The 15,090-nt window shown below is 60.8% G+C and carries 15 protein-coding genes and 2 pseudogenes; 5 read left to right on the forward strand and 12 right to left on the reverse strand.

The annotated features are described in order from the left end of the window. Positions 1-58 precede the first annotated feature (58 nt). The gene (locus ACPW74_RS19505) at positions 59-523 is read right to left on the reverse strand and encodes a hypothetical protein (RefSeq protein ID WP_124812786.1); all 465 of its coding nucleotides are present in this window, start codon (positions 521-523) and stop codon (positions 59-61) included. A gap of 175 nt (positions 524-698) precedes the next feature. On the opposite strand from ACPW74_RS19505, the pseudogene ACPW74_RS19510 reads away from it, so the two are divergent. Further along, positions 699-830 (forward strand): annotated as a pseudogene (locus ACPW74_RS19510) (IS5/IS1182 family transposase); the annotation flags it as partial. 48 nt (positions 831-878) lie between these two features. Here ACPW74_RS19510 and ACPW74_RS19515 read toward each other — a convergent pair. Beyond that, positions 879-1,916 carry an IS481 family transposase gene (locus tag ACPW74_RS19515; protein WP_425858445.1) on the reverse strand — a complete coding sequence of 346 codons (1,038 nt, stop codon included), beginning with the start codon at positions 1,914-1,916 and terminating at the stop codon, positions 879-881. Between the two features lie 107 nt (positions 1,917-2,023). Here ACPW74_RS19515 and ACPW74_RS19520 point away from each other — a divergent pair. Further along, a pseudogene (locus tag ACPW74_RS19520) lies at positions 2,024-2,881 on the forward strand (IS5-like element IS5 family transposase); the annotation flags it as partial. 107 nt (positions 2,882-2,988) lie between these two features. Here ACPW74_RS19520 and ACPW74_RS19525 read toward each other — a convergent pair. Next, the gene (locus ACPW74_RS19525; RefSeq protein WP_279982195.1) at positions 2,989-3,273 is read right to left on the reverse strand and encodes a hypothetical protein; all 285 of its coding nucleotides are present in this window, start codon (positions 3,271-3,273) and stop codon (positions 2,989-2,991) included. Between the two features lie 168 nt (positions 3,274-3,441). Between ACPW74_RS19525 and ACPW74_RS19530 the strand changes: the two genes are divergently transcribed. Continuing rightward, complete coding sequence (locus ACPW74_RS19530) at positions 3,442-4,206, forward strand: EAL domain-containing protein (RefSeq protein WP_052814738.1); 765 nt, start codon at positions 3,442-3,444, stop codon at positions 4,204-4,206. A gap of 153 nt (positions 4,207-4,359) precedes the next feature. Further along, positions 4,360-5,133, forward strand: coding sequence for a hypothetical protein (locus ACPW74_RS19535; RefSeq protein WP_052814740.1), 774 nt, complete (start codon positions 4,360-4,362; stop codon positions 5,131-5,133). A gap of 57 nt (positions 5,134-5,190) precedes the next feature. On the opposite strand, the gene ACPW74_RS19540 is transcribed toward ACPW74_RS19535, so the two are convergent. Then, positions 5,191-5,367 (reverse strand): hypothetical protein, encoded by a 177-nt coding sequence (locus ACPW74_RS19540; protein WP_154676073.1) that lies wholly within the window; start codon positions 5,365-5,367, stop codon positions 5,191-5,193. A 104-nt stretch (positions 5,368-5,471) separates the two neighbouring features. Between ACPW74_RS19540 and ACPW74_RS19545 the strand changes: the two genes are divergently transcribed. Next, positions 5,472-5,876, forward strand: a complete 405-nt coding sequence (locus tag ACPW74_RS19545) for a hypothetical protein (RefSeq protein WP_052814744.1) — start codon at positions 5,472-5,474, stop codon at positions 5,874-5,876. Between the two features lie 93 nt (positions 5,877-5,969). Here ACPW74_RS19545 and ACPW74_RS19550 read toward each other — a convergent pair whose 3' ends face one another. The 8 genes from ACPW74_RS19550 to norV form a co-directional block, all read right to left on the reverse strand. Further along, a complete protein-coding gene (locus ACPW74_RS19550) occupies positions 5,970-7,190 on the reverse strand; it encodes an aromatic amino acid transporter (RefSeq protein WP_279982197.1) in 1,221 nt (406 codons plus the stop codon). A gap of 198 nt (positions 7,191-7,388) precedes the next feature. Continuing rightward, a complete protein-coding gene (locus ACPW74_RS19555; protein WP_425858446.1) occupies positions 7,389-8,603 on the reverse strand; it encodes an aromatic amino acid transporter in 1,215 nt (404 codons plus the stop codon). A gap of 69 nt (positions 8,604-8,672) precedes the next feature. Then, positions 8,673-10,139, reverse strand: a complete 1,467-nt coding sequence (gene tnaA / locus ACPW74_RS19560; RefSeq protein ID WP_010672391.1) for a tryptophanase — start codon at positions 10,137-10,139, stop codon at positions 8,673-8,675. A 203-nt stretch (positions 10,140-10,342) separates the two neighbouring features. Then, positions 10,343-10,426 (reverse strand): tryptophanase leader peptide, encoded by an 84-nt coding sequence (tnaC, locus tag ACPW74_RS19565; protein ID WP_069652909.1) that lies wholly within the window; start codon positions 10,424-10,426, stop codon positions 10,343-10,345. Positions 10,427-10,602: 176 nt separating this feature from the next. Beyond that, the gene (locus tag ACPW74_RS19570; RefSeq protein ID WP_279982200.1) at positions 10,603-11,820 is read right to left on the reverse strand and encodes a 4Fe-4S binding protein; all 1,218 of its coding nucleotides are present in this window, start codon (positions 11,818-11,820) and stop codon (positions 10,603-10,605) included. Between the two features lie 122 nt (positions 11,821-11,942). Next, positions 11,943-12,281, reverse strand: coding sequence for a DUF1971 domain-containing protein (locus tag ACPW74_RS19575; RefSeq protein ID WP_109112737.1), 339 nt, complete (start codon positions 12,279-12,281; stop codon positions 11,943-11,945). Positions 12,282-12,332: 51 nt separating this feature from the next. Next, the gene (gene norW / locus ACPW74_RS19580) at positions 12,333-13,499 is read right to left on the reverse strand and encodes an NADH:flavorubredoxin reductase NorW (protein WP_279982202.1); all 1,167 of its coding nucleotides are present in this window, start codon (positions 13,497-13,499) and stop codon (positions 12,333-12,335) included. Then, positions 13,496-14,977, reverse strand: a complete 1,482-nt coding sequence (norV, locus tag ACPW74_RS19585; RefSeq protein ID WP_425858447.1) for an anaerobic nitric oxide reductase flavorubredoxin — start codon at positions 14,975-14,977, stop codon at positions 13,496-13,498. The genes norW and norV overlap by 4 nt, the downstream gene beginning before the upstream one ends. Positions 14,978-15,090: the final 113 nt, after the last annotated feature.

Consider the following 15,090-nt stretch of genomic DNA (forward strand, 5'->3'; position numbering starts at 1 on the left):
CCATATCAATTCCATTTGCTCCAAATAAACATAATAATATCTATTGAGTTTTATAAAACTAACTATCTCTTGGTCGATAAGTACATTGGGTTAGATCAGAAAGTTCTTTCTTGGAACTTTGTGGCGTCGGATGAAAACTGGCCTTGATTTTATCATTAACATAGACATCGAAGTTATTGGCAGTATTTATCACACTGATAAAACTCCCCCACGAAATGTCTCCACTTCGAGATCCAACTCCCTCAGGGATAAAATATGAATTCCCATCAATAACTATCTCGACTTTATTTTCGGATGAAGGAGATAAGTCACTTCCATTTCCCAGTTTAAAACTGGCTGAGGTTTTTTCACCTGTTTCTGTATAGCCAAGATCACACGTAATGGTGAACTCATCCCCAGACTCATTATTAATATTAATTACTAAAAAACCCTGCCCAAACTCACTTTTCCATATGTTAGGAACTGCATATGCAGGAAGAGTTATCAAACTTATCGAAAATAAAAACACTGAAAATCTAACCATTGTTTAGCTCCTTCTAAAAATGGTGGGATGTCATGTATATAGAACACAGAGAAACAATGAAATCAATTATATAATTGAAAAACACTGAACTGATTCACAATCCCTAGGGAAGGTGCGAACAAGTCCCTGATATGAGATCATGTTTGTCATCTGGAGCCATGAAAAAGGGTTCATCATGAGTCATCAGCTCACCTTCGCCGACAGTGAATTCAGCAGTAAGCGCCGTCAGACCAGAAAAGAGATTTTCTTGTCCCGCATGGAGCAGATTCTGCCATGGCAAAACATGGTGGAAGTCATCGAGCCGTTTGTACAGATCTAGTTATCACCTGACACCGGCCTCAAACCGGTGTCTTGTTTACGCTACTTTAGTGCGCACTTCCTTCGGTATCAATTTCAGACCCTTTTTGAACATGCTGTAGGGAGTCTGTCCTTCCATCATCCTGCCTTGATGTGGCCGCTGGGTGTTGTAGTGATCCAGATAGCTGTCCAGGTCTGTCTGCATCTGCTCTACCGACTCATACCAGGTTGTCCTCCCCTTGATACGGAAGTGTTCATCCAGCAGGGTGCGATGTAGCCGCTCGATAAAGCCGTTGCTCTGCGGCCTGCGTACCTTGGTGGTCCGGTGCTCAATCCCCTCCAGTTGCAGGAACAGCTCGTAGGGGTGATGGTCAGGGCGCCCGCAGAACTCGCGCCCGTTGTCCGACAGGATGGTATAGACCCGCGCCTCGTGAGCCTCGAAGAACGGCAGGACCGTTTCGTTGAGCACATGGACCGAGGTCACCGGCAGCTTGCTGGTGTAGAGCCGTCCCCAGGCGTGGCGGCTGTAGCAGTCCAGTACGGTTTGCAGATACACCTTGCCCACCCCTTGAGTGCGCCGACGAAAGGTGTCGACCGCCACCAGTTCCCCGGTGTAGTGAACCTCAATTTGGCGTTCGCGAAACTCGGGGCTGAAGCGCTCGAGCAGGCGGATCTGCTCGTCATTGAGCTCAATCGTCTGTTCCCTGTGGGTTTTCTCGAGGCGCAACAAGCGGTCATGCTTGGAGAGCAAGTCGTGACGTTGCCACACGCCACGCACACCGCCCGCACTGACGTTGATGCCTTGCAGAGCCAGTTCTTGCGCGACCCGCAGCGGGCCATGGGTTGGTCTGGTGAGAGAGTAATCGAGGATAGCCTGTTCAATCTCGGGAGCGACCCGGTTGGGATGCGCCCCTTTACAGCCGGGTAGTTTGTCGAGCAAGCCCTCGGCGCCATAGGTCTGATAGTTACGGCGAATTTCGTAGAACTGCTGACGGCTGTAGCCGATGAGCTTGCAGGCTTTGCTGACGTTATTGAGCTCTTTGGCGAGCTCTAGCAGACTGAGTTTACGACGTGCTACTTTCTCGTTGGTGGTCATACGGTGACTCCGGATAACACGGTAGGGGTACCGTTTTGTTATCCGGTTTGAAGCCGTATGACCACTCCCTTTTGTGGGCAACTGTCAGGTGAATACCATCTCCATACAAGCCGTTTTATCCCAAGGCTGGTAATGGCCGGCGACCTTATCCGCTGGAAACCATGCTACGCATTCACTGCATGCAGCATTGGTACAACCTGAGCGATGGCGCGATGGAAGATGCTCTGTACGAAATCGCCTCCATGCGTCTGTTTGCCCGGTTATCCCTGGATAGCGCCTTGCCGGACCGCACCACCATCATGAATTTCCGCCACCTGCTGGAGCAGCATCAACTGGCCCGCCAATTGTTCAAGACCATCAATCGCTGGCTGGCCGAAGCAGGCGTCATGATGACTCAAGGCACCTTGGTCGATGCCACCATCATTGAGGCACCCAGCTCGACCAAGAACAAAGAGCAGCAACGCGATCCGCAGATGCATCAGACCAAGAAAGGCAATCAGTGGCACTTTGGCATGAAGGCCCACATTGGTGTCGATGCCAAGAGTGGCCTGACCCACAGCCTAGTCACCACCGCGGCCAACGAGCATGACCTCAATCAGCTGGGTAATCTGCTGCATGGAGAGGAGCAATTTGTCTCAGCCGATGCCGGCTACCAAGGGGCGCCACAGCGCGAGGAGCTGGCCGAGGTGGATGTGGACTGGCTGATCGCCGAGCGCCCCGGCAAGGTAAGAACCTTGAAACAGCATCCACGCAAGAACAAAACGGCCATCAACATCGAATACATGAAAGCCAGCATCCGGGCCAAGGTGGAGCACCCGTTTCGCATCATCAAGCGACAGTTCGGCTTCGTGAAAGCCAGATACAAGGGGTTGCTGAAAAACGATAACCAACTGGCGATGTTATTCACGCTGGCCAACCTGTTTCGGGCGGACCAAATGATACGTCAGTGGGAGAGATCTCACTAAAAACTGGGAATAGCGCCTTAAATGGCGAAGAAACGGTCTAAATAGGCTGATTCAAGGCATTTACGGGAGAAAAGATCGGCTCAAACTGAAAAAATGAAATGACTGAGTCAGCCGAGAAGAATTTCCCCGCTTATTCGCACCTTCCCTAATCGAACCTGCAGGGCATTGGCTGACGCGCTATGCCGGTTGATCAAGATCGGCCATTGCCCCTTGCGGGCGGTGAACGGGCCAAACTGCGGCATCAGGGCACACTGCGAGCATACATAAGTAAAAATTTGGTCATTATCCGAAAACCCATAAATTTTGTTTATACCGACAACCTTGGCTGAGTTGGCGGCCACCAGCAACGCTAACGGGTGCCTGCGGGGCATCGCCCGATCTCTGGCAAACAAGCGGAACAACCCTCACCCGCCCTTGCCGCATATCTTGCAGAAAACGGGGTAACGTTTGGTGCCTCAAGGGGAGTGGCTGCGTATTACCGGGAAATTACCCTGCTGGCGGAGCCGAGCTGTTATCATTTGAGTCAGTCCCCAGCGCCGCCACGCCCCGAGAGGAGAGTCATGGATATACCTGCCGCCCCGTCCCCCGCTATCTGCCAGCTGTGTCAGGAGAAAGCAGATCTCGACTTCGACTTCACCATGGCCTTTCAGCCCATTGTCGATTGCAGCCAGCGCACCCTCTTCGGCTATGAGGCCCTGGTGCGGGGGCTCAACAACGAGTCGGCGCAGAGCGTGATTGACCGGGTCAACGATGACAACCGCTACCGCTTCGATCAGCTGTGCCGGATCAAGGCCATTGCGCTGGCCGCCCGCCTCGACATGCGGGGCATGCTGAGCATCAACTTCCTGCCCAATGCGGTCTATCGCCCGGAGCGCTGCATTCGCACCACGTTGCAGGCGGCCCGCGAGCACCTCTTCCCCATCGAGCAGATCATGTTCGAGTTCACCGAGGTGGAACAGGTGCAGGACAACCGCCATATTCGCGGCATCGTCGATCACTATCAGGCCCTTGGCTTCAAGACGGCGATCGACGACTTTGGCGCCGGTTACTCGGGCCTGAGCCTGCTGGCCGATTTTCGCCCCGACATCATCAAACTCGATATGCACCTGCTGCGCGGCATCGACCAGGACCCGATCCGTCAGGCCATCGTTCGCCACTGTCTGGCGCTGTTTACGGAGTTGCAGATCACCCCGCTGGCGGAGGGGGTCGAGACCCGCGACGAGATGGCCTGCCTGCGGGAGATGGGCGTCAGCCTGATGCAGGGCTATCTGTTTGCCCGCCCCGGCTTCGAAACCCTGCCCGAGGTGGATTTCGCCAGCCTGTGAGCGGCGCTGGCTATCTCCCTTTGTTGTCGTTCATTCGGGCAAGGCGGCCCGGAGGGTATCCACGGGCGGACGGCAGAAAGCGCTGGACCGGGCAACCCCCTGGGCTAGGATAGGACTGTCACCCTTTGCAACCACCGCTCTGACAGGGACACCATGGCGCAGGTTTCAGGATACCGCTTCTTCGCTCTTTCACTGCTCTTGCTGCTGGCCTTCCAGGTATGGGGGGCGCAAGGCAGGGGCAACATCACACTGGTGAGCTCCCTTGAAACCAGGGAGTCCCCCTATGGTCGCTGGCTCGATCTCATCTATCGGGACGCGTTCGCCCGCCTGGGCTATGACTTCCAGTACCAGGGCTACCCCGGGGGACGGGCCCCCCTGCTGGCAGAGCAGGGACAGGTCGATGGCGAGATCCACCGCGCCGCCAGCTACCAGCAGCAGACCCGCACCCTCCAGCGCGTGCCCGAGCCCCATTTCGCCGTCTCCTATCAGGCCTATGCCCACCAGCCCGGGATCCAGCTGCAGGGGTGGCACAGCCTGCTGGGCACCGGTTATCGGGTCGAGTTTCGCCGTGGCGCCAAGCTGCCGGAGATGATGCTGGGCAAGGTGGTGGCACCGAACCGGCTCTTTGCCATCACCACCGCCGAGCAGGGGATGGGCAAGCTGCTCAAGGGGCGCAGTGACCTCTATGTGGAGCAGACCCTGATTGCCAGCCAGGCCCTGGCCGCCCTGACGCGCCAGGACCCGGGCTATGCCGGCATCTACTCCGCCGGGGTGATGGAGCTGGCCGATTCTTACGTCTACCTGCACGAACGGCATCAGGATCTGCTGGCCCCCCTTGCCAGCGTGATCCGGCAAATGAAGCAGGACGGCACGGTGGCGCGCTATCAGCAGCAGGCCATGGCGGCTGAGGGCACCAGCCAACCTTAACGTCCTCTTTTTCCGCACGCCCTCCCGCGCCCTGACCATGCAGGAGACCCGGGGCGATCAATTCTGTCGCAGACTCATGGCCGCAGCGGGCACCCTGTTCGTCAACACCACGTTGACAAAAACGCCCCCTGTATCAGGGAACTCGCCATATAAAACCCCATCGACCTTGTGTTCATCTGGCTTGCGGCCAAAAGGCACCATGTCCGTCTGTGCATACCCCAAATCTTGCAACATCCCCCGCTCCGACCGCCCCATCATTTCGATGGAGTCGCGTCATCGTTCAGGCATATCTTCCCCTCGAGGCCCGTGCCAGGGCCCGATCACAGGAGCAATACATAATGAAAAAAGCAGTAACGGCCGCCTTGCTGGCCATGATGATGGCGGCCTCGGTTCAGGCGGCAGACAAGGTGACCACGGTGCCGGTGCACTTCGCCAAAGGCACGCACAGCGCCAAGGTTGACGGCACCTTCTCCGGTTATGACACCATCAACTACACCCTGGGCGCCAAAGAAGGCCAGACCATGACGGTCGCCATCACCGGCAGCACCAATGCCAACTTCAACGTCTTCGCGCCGGGCGCCATCCCGGGTCAGGCCGAGGCACTGGGCGGCGGCAACGTGGACACAAAATGGCAAGGCACCCTGCCCAAGTCGGGCAAGTACCTGATCCAGGTCTACCAGATGCGCTCCACCGCCCGTAAAGGCGCCAAGGTCCCCCACTCCCTGTCGGTCGGCATTCAGTAACCGACGCCAATATTGCCTGTGTGACAAGCAAGAAGGAGCCCATGAGGCTCCTTCTTTGTCATTGTGTGCTGGCACTGCGACCCGGGTAACGGCTCAGCCCTTGTAGGCGGGCAGCAGGTCCACCATGTTGAGCAGGTGGAAGGCGGCGGTCAGCACGCCGAACAGGATCACCAGGACGATCATGAAGAGGCCGCCGGGGGCGCGGAAGCCCTCGCCACCTTCTTCGCGCCGGGCCGCCCGCACCTTCCAGGCCAGCAGGGGCGGGATGATGCAGGTCCACAGGGTCGCCACGGCGCCCGCATAGCCGATGGCCACCAGGAAGCCGAACGGGAACAGCAAGGAGAGCACCAGGGGCGGCAGGAAGGTCACCGCCCAGGACTTGGCGCGGCCACCCCGGCTGTTGTCGAACTTGAACAGATCCGCCAGGTAGTCGAACACCCCGAGCCCCACCCCGATGAAGGAGGAGAGGATGGCCGCCATAGAGAAGGCGTTGAGGGCGCTGGCCACCGCCTTGGACTCGATCACCGAACCGAGAGCCTTGAGCAGGGCATCCACGTTGCCCCCCTCCGCGATCACCGGGCCGAACTCGCTGCGGGGCAGGTTGCCAAAGACGCTCACCAGCCAGATGAGGTAAAACGCGAGCGCGATCAGGGTGCCCCCCAGAATGGCGCGGCTGGCACGGCGCTCTTCACCGTAGTAGGCGCGCATGGAGGAGACCGAATGGTGGTAGCCGAACGAGGTGAGCGCCACCGGCAGCATCACCAGGGCATAGGGGGCGTAGCTCACTTCGCTGCCCACCCGGTCGAGCAGCAGATCGAGGCGCACGTTCATCGACAGGCCCGAGATGCCGAAGGCAAAGCTCAGCCCCATCAGGACCACCAGCAGCACCGAGATGCGGTCCACCGCCCGGGTGGAGTGCCACACCAGCAGGGAGAAGGCCAGGGTAAAGAGCACGGACGCCCACTGGCTGCCCATCCCCGTCATGCCGTCGATGATGAGGCCGGCCGAGGTGATGTAGGCATAGAGCAGGATGCCGCCGACGAAATAAACGCTGAGATTGTTGAGGGCGTTGACCTTCTCCCCCAGCAGATCCCGGGTCACGGTATCGAAGGAGACGCGCAGGGGATAGCCCCGATAGGACTCCAGCAGCATCCAGCCGGAGACCGTCATCACCACCATGGTCAGTGCCACCGCGAGCATGGACCAGAGGGTCCAGGCGCCCGCCCCCGCACTCGGCAGCCCCAGCATGCCGGCCCCCACACAGACGCCGGCAATGATGCATGCCCCGCCCACCAACGATGGTTTCTGTTCCATTACTCCCCCAAACGGATTGTCGACTGGTCACGGCACACCGCCGTGCTTCTCCTGCGTTCGCCACTGCTGGCGCCGGGGGACTTTACCCTGCATGCCTTCGGGTATCAAATCCGGAGGGAAAATGGGGAGAAACGGACCGGATCCTGCGCCCCATCCGTGGAATATGTTCGGGATGGGGCCAGGTTCAGCACACCAGGGTCAACCGGTGTAGACGGGCAGCAGACCCGCCATGGCCATCAGGTGGAAGATGGCGGTAAGCACCCCGAAGACGATGACGGCCACCACCATGGGCTGGCCGCCGGGGGCCTTGAACCCAGCCTCGTCCGGGGCCAGCTCCCGGGACTTCTTCACCAGCAGGGCCGGGATGATGCAGGCCCAAACGGTCGCCGCGGCCCCGGCATAGCCGATGGCCACCACGAAGCCGAACGGGAACATCAGGGAGAGCGCCAGGGGGGGCAGGAAGGTCACCGCCCAGGATTTGGCCCGCCCCCGGCGGCTGTTGTCGAACCGGAACAGATCCGCCAGATAGTCGAACACCCCGAGCCCCACCCCGATGAAGGAGGAGAGGATGGCCGCCATGGAGAAGAGGTTGATGGCCTGGGAGACCTGCCTGGACTCTATCACCGAGGCCAGCGCCCCCAGCAGCACATCCACGTCACCCCCCTTGGCGATGACGGGGCCGAAGGCGGGACGAGGCAGGTTGCCGAAGATGCTGAGCAGCCACAGCAGATAGAGCGCCAGGGCGATCAGGGTCCCCCCCAGGATCGCCTGCCTGGCTTTCTGCTCCTCGCCGTAATAGGCGCGCATGGAGGCCACCGAGTGGTGGTAGCCAAACGAGGTGAGCGCCACCGGCAACATGGCCAGGGCATAGGGGGCGCGGCCCAGCTCCTCGGCAAAGGAGTTGAACAGCTTGGCGGTGTCGACCTTGCTGGCAAGCCCGGAGACCCCGAACACGAAGCTCAGCACCATAAAGACGATCAGGACGACCGAAATCCTGTCCACCGCCCGGGTCGAATGCCAGACAAACCAGGAGAACACCAGCACGAACAGCACCGAGGCCAGCTGGCTATTGATGCCCAGCAGGCCGCCCAGGATGAGACCCGACGAGGTGATATAGGCATAGAGCAAAATGCCGCCCACGAAATAGACGGTGAGGTTGTTGAAGAGATTGATCCTGCGACCGAGCAGATCCTTGGTCACCGAGTTGAAGGAGGCAGTCAATGCGTAGGGTTTCAGGGCTTCCAGCAGCATCCAGCCTGAAACCGTCATGATGACCATGGTGAGAATGATGGCGAGGGTTGACCAGCTGGTCCAGGCCCCGGCTCCCGCGCTCGGCAGCCCCAGCATGCCGGCACCGACACAGACGCTGGCAATGATGCAGGCCCCTCCGATGACGGACGGTGTTGATGTCATGTGTGTCACTCCAAATCTTTCACAGAGCAGTGAAAAAAAGGGCACAGAAAAATCTGTGCCCCTGACTCGTTATGCTTCTATCAATTTTTTCTGCGTCTTGCCGGCTGACGGGTCGTTATGCTCGACCTCTTTCAGTCTGGCGGTGAAGTGGCGCAGCACGGCCGGCTCGTAAATGAAGTCGAGCCCCTTCACCCGGTGGGCGTTCTTCTTCACCTCGCCGAAGGCCTCGATGACAAAGTCCATGTGGGTCTGGGTATAGGTGGCACGGGGGATGGTCAGGCGCAGCAGCTCCGCCGGGCAGGGGTGCTGCTTGCCGGTGGCGGGGTCGCGCCCCAGCAGCAGGGAACCTATCTCCACCGCCCGGATGCCGGCGACCTTGTAGAGCTCGCAGGCCAGGGCGTGGGCCGGGAACTGATCCGCCGGGATGTGGGGCAGCAGCTTGCCCGCATCCACGAAGGCCGCATGGCCCCCTGCCTGCTGGCACACCACGCCGATGGCCTCCAGCCCGTCCACCAGGTACTGCACCTGGCCGATGCGATAGGCCAGCCAGTCCTGGCGCATGCCGTCCCGCAGGCCCACCGCCAGGCGCTCCATGGCGCCCCCTTCCAGGCCGCCATAGGTCGGGAAGCCCTCCTGCACCACGCACAGGGTGCGGCACTCGGTGTAGACGTCCAGCATGCTGTCATCCTTGAAGCACAGCAGCCCCCCCATCTGCACCATGGCATCCTTCTTCGCCGACATGGCGAGGCCGTCGGCGTACTTGTAGGACTCTCTGGTGATCTCCTCGATGGTCCAGTTCGCGTAGCCAGGCTCCCGCTGCTGGATGAAGTAGGCGTTCTCGGCGAAGCGGGCGGAGTCCATGATGACCGGGATGTCGTACTTTCTGGCGATCTCGTACACCGCCTTCAGGTTGGCAATGGAGACCGGCTGCCCCCCGGCGGAGTTGCAGGTGATGGTGCTGACGATGTAGGGCACGTTGGCGGGGCCCGCCTCCAGGATGGCCTCTTCCAGCTTCACCAGATCGAAGTTGCCTTTGAAGTCGGCGGTGACCGAGGTATCGAACGCCTCCCTGGTGTAGACGTTCTTCGCCACGCAGCAGTTGATCTGGGTGTGGCCCTGGGTGGTGTCGAAGAAGTAGTTGGAGAGGGCCACCATCTTCTTGCGATCCAGCCCCTTCTCCTGCTCCCGCTTCTTGATGAGCACGGGGATGTAAATCTGCTCGGCGCCGCGCCCCTGGTGAGTGGGGATGGTCAGGGAGTAGCCGAAGATCTCCTGCACCGCCTGTTGCAGGGCATAGTAGCTGCGGCTGCCGCTGTAGGCCTCGTCACCGCGCAGCATGGCGGCCTGCATGTCCTGAGTGATGGCGCCGGTGCCACTGTCGGTCAGCAGGTCGATGAAGACGTCTTCGCTGTCCAGCAGGAAGGGGTTCATGCCCGCCCGGACAATGGCCTCTTCCCGATAGGCACGGGTGGTGCGCTTGACCGGCTCGATGACACGAATACGGAAGGGTTCGGGCAGATGCTTGAAGTTTTCCATAATATAAACACCCCAGATTTAAATATTCAAAATGAGTCTCTTCCCCCGCCGAAAATAGAATGTCCGGCAGGTGGGAAATATTGGGAAATGGGTGCACGACATCGCCTCGCCAGAATAAACAGGCGAAGACGGGTGCAGCTATTTCAGTTCAGGAATGGAGGCGGGCTCTTGGCATGGCAGGCATGCCGCGCCGCCGCAGGGAATTACAGCGGGAAGAAGAACGCGATCTTATGGTCCAGGGTAAACCACTTGGGATAGCTGACCTTGATATTCATGTTGTTGCTCATCCAATTGATATTAACAACGCCAAATAACAGCACCCATTATGGTGGGGAGCGCTATATGATCAATTGCAATATGAGCAAAGTGGGATGGCGCTAACAATTTGGCGGGGGATTTTTATACAGCTTATTATCGCCAATCCGAAAGATCCCCCCATCATCCACCTTTTGCCCTTTCCCCCTCAGTGGCTCAGCCAGGGCAGCCGCTGCAACAACTCGTAGCGGTCAGGGATCGGTGTCTGGCTGACCCAGAGATCCAGCAAGCCGTAAGCGAGCAGCGGCAACACCAGCAGCAACAGACAGAGCAGCCCCAGTAGTTGGCGGGGGGCGAGTCGCTGCCCTTGCGTGCCAAGATGCAGGGCATCGGCCCGCTTGGGGCAGGCGGCCACGCAGCTCTGGCAACTGGTGCACTCGAGATTGCGCACCGCGATGAGCTGGTGCACCTGGATGCGCGAGGGGCAGGCCCGGCTGCACTTGTCGCAGTCGTGGCCCGCACTTCGCAGGCAGCGGGCCGGGTCGCGGCGAATGCGCAGTGGGGTCAGCAGGCCGAGCAGGGCGAACCAGGCGCCGTAGGGGCAGAGGTAGCGACAGAACCCTTGCCGGAAGGTGGCGGTGAGCAGCAGCACCCAGCCAAGGCACAGGCCCGAGATCAGGGTCAGGTTGAAGAAGAAGGCCCCCATCTTCATGTCCGCCGCCTGATGGTAGGGGCTGGCGAGGTAGCCGGGCAGGGCGGCGGCGGGTACCGCCAGCAATATGATGAAGAGCAGAAAGCCGAGCACCAGAAACTTCTGGCCGCGCAACACGGCATCGAGCCAGCGCGGCGGGGTCCACTCCCCCGGCAACAGGCGCGAGCGCAGGCCGTGCAGCCACTCCCCCACCAGCCCGAGCGGGCAGAACCAGGCACAAAACGCCCGACCCAGCAGCAGGGCCGACAGGGAGAGCACCAGCACGGTGACGGTGGCCGCCGGGTGGTGGGGGTCCGTCAGCCCCTGCCTGAGCCAGGCCCGCAGCCCGAGACCACCTGCGATGGGCAGGAAACCGTCCACCACGTCGGGGCGCACCAGCCAGGGGGTCATCCCCAGCCCCAACTGTCCGATATGAACAACATATTGAACCGCCACCAACACCCAACACAGCAGCAATAGCTGCCTGGTGGCCGTTCTGAGACGTTGACTGTCTATGTGGGCCAGCATGAGTAGGGGGCGATAGCGCAGCCAGAGCGCCAGGGTCGTGGCCACCAGCCCCAGTGCGAGCCAGAGTACCGAATCCGCCACCAGCAGCCAGAGCGCGGCGGCCAACAGCAGAGAGAGCGTCCAGCCCCAACCGCTGCGGCCCTGCCACAACAACAGAACCAGATAGACCAGACCCGAGGTCATGGTCAGGGCTTCCAACAGGCTCATGCTTCCCTCACAGTGCTCATCCGAATCGAGGGGGCAGGATAACCAACATCTGAGTTGATGATTTTGATCTGCATGGGCAGAGGGGGCATTTGCCCGCTCCGCCCCCTCAGCCTTAAACCCCGTTATTTGCGGCTGTGGAACAGCGGCTGGTCGGATTCGGCCTGCTCGGCCCAGAAGTGGATGTTGAAGCGGGCATCCTCCGACAGCTCAACCCTGTGCCAGTACTGGGGCGGGCTGGTGGCAAACTCCCCGGCCCGGATCACCAGGCTCACCTCGGGCTCCTCGGCATGTTCGTCGGCAAAGCCGTGATAGGTGACGGTTCCCTCCATCACGCAGAGCTGGCCGAACACCCCGGCCGCGGTGTTGTGGTGGGTGAGCAGGGCCTGGGGCACGTTCTGGCGGGTGAAAAAGGGGGTGGAACGGCGTACCACCCAGTGAGACGGGATCAGTTGCATGGCCATATCGGTTCTCCTCGAGTGGCCGGGTCAGCCCGGCCTTCGGCTATTAATGGTTCAACGGGGCAGCTGACGCAGCAGCGGGAAGGCGGCGCTCATCTGGTCGCCCCCCACCACGAAGCCGCACAGCTTGCCATCTTCGCCGTGCGCCTCGGCCACCATGCCGTGGCTGTTCCAGCGGCACTGCCAGGCGAGATCTTCACCCCGGGTACGACCCGCCAGTTGCAGCGGGTAGCGCGGCGTCTTCACCTTCACCAGCATGGGCGGCAGGGCCAGCGGGGTCGGTGTGCCGAGCAGGGTGCGCGCCAGCGCATTGGCCCCCAGCACTATGGGTTGCAGGAAGGGGAGCAGCTGACCTTGCCACTGCACGCAATCCCCCAGCGCGAAGATATGGGGATCGCTGGTCTGCAGCCGATCATCGACCAGGATGCCGCACTCCACTGCCAGCCCGGCCCCACGGGCCAGGGCCAGATTCGGCCGCAGGCCGATCGCGGCGATCACCAGATCCTGCTCGCTGATGCGCCCATCGGTCAGGGTGACGCGCCAGCCATCCCCCGGCTGGGCATCTATCCTGGCGAGACCCGTCCCGAACTGCAGGCTGACCCCCTGGCTGCGCAGGGCCTGTTGCAGCGGCTCGGTCAGGGCGGCGGGCAGCAGGGCGCTTAAGGGGCTGTCGGCCAGATCCACCAGCGTCACCTCTTTTCCTGCGCTCGCCATGTCCATCGCCAGCTCGCAGCCGATGAGCCCCGCCCCCAGCACCAGGATGCGGCGGGCCTGGCGCAGTTGCGCCTCGATGGCGGCGTACTCCTGCTGGCTGTTGAGGGTGACCAGGTGTTCGCTGCCCGGCAGATCGGGGCGCACCGCGCTCGCCCCGGTGGCCAGCACCAGCTTGCCGTAGGGGAATTCCCCCTGCTCGGTCAGCACCAACCGCCGGGCTGGATCGATGCCATGCACCGGGCAGTGGGGCAGCAGCGCGAGGCGCTGCTGCTCGGCAAAATCGCTGCCGCTCTGACGGGTCATGGCTGCGGCAGGGCAGCCCCGACTCACCACGTGGCTCAAGTCGGGCTTGTTGTACTCATCGCCGCTGTCGGCGGTGATGAGGCGGATGGGCTGCTCGGCGTTAAGCTTGCGCAGGCTCTTGACCAGTTGCTGGGCAGCGAAGCCGCTGCCGATCACCACTATCTCCCGGCTGATGCCGGCGTCACTCTGCGTTGCTGCGCTCATACACAGGCCTCCACGGCGCAGGGTTCAAATACCTCCTTGCCGATGCCGCAGCCGGGGCAGAGGAAACTGTCCGGCACCTGGGCCCAGGGGGTGCCCGGCGCCACCAGCTGATCCGGCTCGCCCTGGGCCGGGTCGTAAACCCACTGGCAGACGGTGCAGAGCATGGCCTGGTCGTCATCCCATTCGGCGGCAGCCGGAGTGGCTTGCGGGGTCTTGGCTGGCACGGATACTGGCGTCACGGTTGCCTGGGTTGTGGTGATCGGGCGGGGCGCCTCGAGCGGGTGCAGCGCCCACTGACGGGCGAGCTGGCGGCCATGCTCGCGGCATTCGGCCAGCGCCGAGCCATCCGGCCGCCACTTGGCCTTGAGGGAGATGCTGATATCGAAACCTGCATCCATCAGGCGAGTCTGGATCCGGTCCACCGCACCGCCGGTCCAGCCGTAGCTGCCGAAGGCCGAGGCACGCTTGTTGCGAAAACGCAGGCCGGTGATCTCTTCGAGCATACCCGCCACCTTGGGCATCATGACGTTGTTCATGGTGGAGGAGCCCACCAGTATCCCCTTGGAGCGGAACACCTGGGTCAGGATCTCGTTCTTGTCGTGGCGGGCCACGTTGTAGATCTTCACTGCCACGCCCGGGTCCACCTCGTGGATGCCCTGGGCGATGGCGTCGGCCATCATGCGGGTGTTGTTGGACATGGAGTCGTAGAAGAGGGTGATGCGGTCTTCCTGATAGTGGTCGGCCCACTCCAGGTATTTCAGGATGATCTGGGTGGGATCTTCGCGCCAGACGATGCCGTGGGAGGTGGCCACCATGCTCACCGGCAGGTTGAAGCCCAGCACCTCCTTGATCTTGGCGGTCACCAGCGGGCTGAAGGGGGTAAGGATGTTGGCGTAGTAGCGCTGGCACTGCTCCATCAGCTCGGTCTGGTCCACCTCGTCGTTGAACAGGTGCTCGTCGCAGTAGTGCTGGCCGAAGGCGTCGTTGGAGAAGAGCACCGCATCTTCGGTCATGTAGGTCATCATGCTGTCGGGCCAGTGCAGCATGGGGGTCTCGATGAACACCAGCTGCTTGCCGTTGCCGATGTCCAGGCTGTCACCGGTTTTGACCGGGTGGAAGTTCCACTCCGGGTGGTGATGATGGCCGGTGATGGAGTCGATGGCGTTGTGGGTGCAATAGATGGGGGTGCCTGGGATGCGGGCCATCAGCTCGGTCAGGGCGCCGGCGTGATCCTCCTCGGCGTGGTTGATCACCACGTAGTCGATGGCGGCGAGATCGATCTCGGCCGCCAGGTTCTGCACGAACTCGCGGCTGAACTTGTGATCGACGGTATCGATCAGCACGTTTTTCCCTTCGCGGATGAGGTAGCTGTTGTAGCTGGTGCCCTTGTGGGTCTTGTACTCGGTGCCGTGGAAGTCGCGTACCTCCCAGTCCCGTTGGCCGACCCAGTGGATGTTGTTCTTGACGTGAATGCTCATCAGGCAGTTCCTCGAATGCAATAGTGGATGTTCAACTGAACCAGCTATTGCAGCGGACGCGCCAAAATGTAACTCGTTGTTTTTAATGGTTTTGCATATCACACATTGTCATT

Origin of the sequence: Aeromonas sp. INTO2 (genome assembly GCF_049860605.1) — a bacterium.
Classification (GTDB): domain Bacteria; phylum Pseudomonadota; class Gammaproteobacteria; order Enterobacterales; family Aeromonadaceae; genus Aeromonas; species Aeromonas caviae.

Bases quoted from the DNA above. Each gene is read 5' to 3' on its own strand.
- ACPW74_RS19505 (WP_124812786.1), bottom strand. From the start codon at position 523: ATGGTTAGATTTTCAGTGTTTTTATTTTCGATAAGTTTGATAACTCTT.
- ACPW74_RS19515 (WP_425858445.1), bottom strand. From the start codon at position 1,916: ATGACCACCAACGAGAAAGTAGCACGTCGTAAACTCAGTCTGCTAGAG.
- ACPW74_RS19530 (WP_052814738.1), top strand. From the start codon at position 3,442: ATGGATATACCTGCCGCCCCGTCCCCCGCTATCTGCCAGCTGTGTCAG.
- ACPW74_RS19535 (WP_052814740.1), top strand. From the start codon at position 4,360: ATGGCGCAGGTTTCAGGATACCGCTTCTTCGCTCTTTCACTGCTCTTG.
- ACPW74_RS19540 (WP_154676073.1), bottom strand. From the start codon at position 5,367: ATGTTGCAAGATTTGGGGTATGCACAGACGGACATGGTGCCTTTTGGC.
- ACPW74_RS19545 (WP_052814744.1), top strand. From the start codon at position 5,472: ATGAAAAAAGCAGTAACGGCCGCCTTGCTGGCCATGATGATGGCGGCC.
- ACPW74_RS19550 (WP_279982197.1), bottom strand. From the start codon at position 7,190: ATGGAACAGAAACCATCGTTGGTGGGCGGGGCATGCATCATTGCCGGC.
- ACPW74_RS19555 (WP_425858446.1), bottom strand. From the start codon at position 8,603: ATGACATCAACACCGTCCGTCATCGGAGGGGCCTGCATCATTGCCAGC.
- tnaA (WP_010672391.1), bottom strand. From the start codon at position 10,139: ATGGAAAACTTCAAGCATCTGCCCGAACCCTTCCGTATTCGTGTCATC.
- tnaC (WP_069652909.1), bottom strand. From the start codon at position 10,426: ATGAGCAACAACATGAATATCAAGGTCAGCTATCCCAAGTGGTTTACC.
- ACPW74_RS19570 (WP_279982200.1), bottom strand. From the start codon at position 11,820: ATGAGCCTGTTGGAAGCCCTGACCATGACCTCGGGTCTGGTCTATCTG.
- ACPW74_RS19575 (WP_109112737.1), bottom strand. From the start codon at position 12,281: ATGGCCATGCAACTGATCCCGTCTCACTGGGTGGTACGCCGTTCCACC.
- norW (WP_279982202.1), bottom strand. From the start codon at position 13,499: ATGAGCGCAGCAACGCAGAGTGACGCCGGCATCAGCCGGGAGATAGTG.
- norV (WP_425858447.1), bottom strand. From the start codon at position 14,977: ATGAGCATTCACGTCAAGAACAACATCCACTGGGTCGGCCAACGGGAC.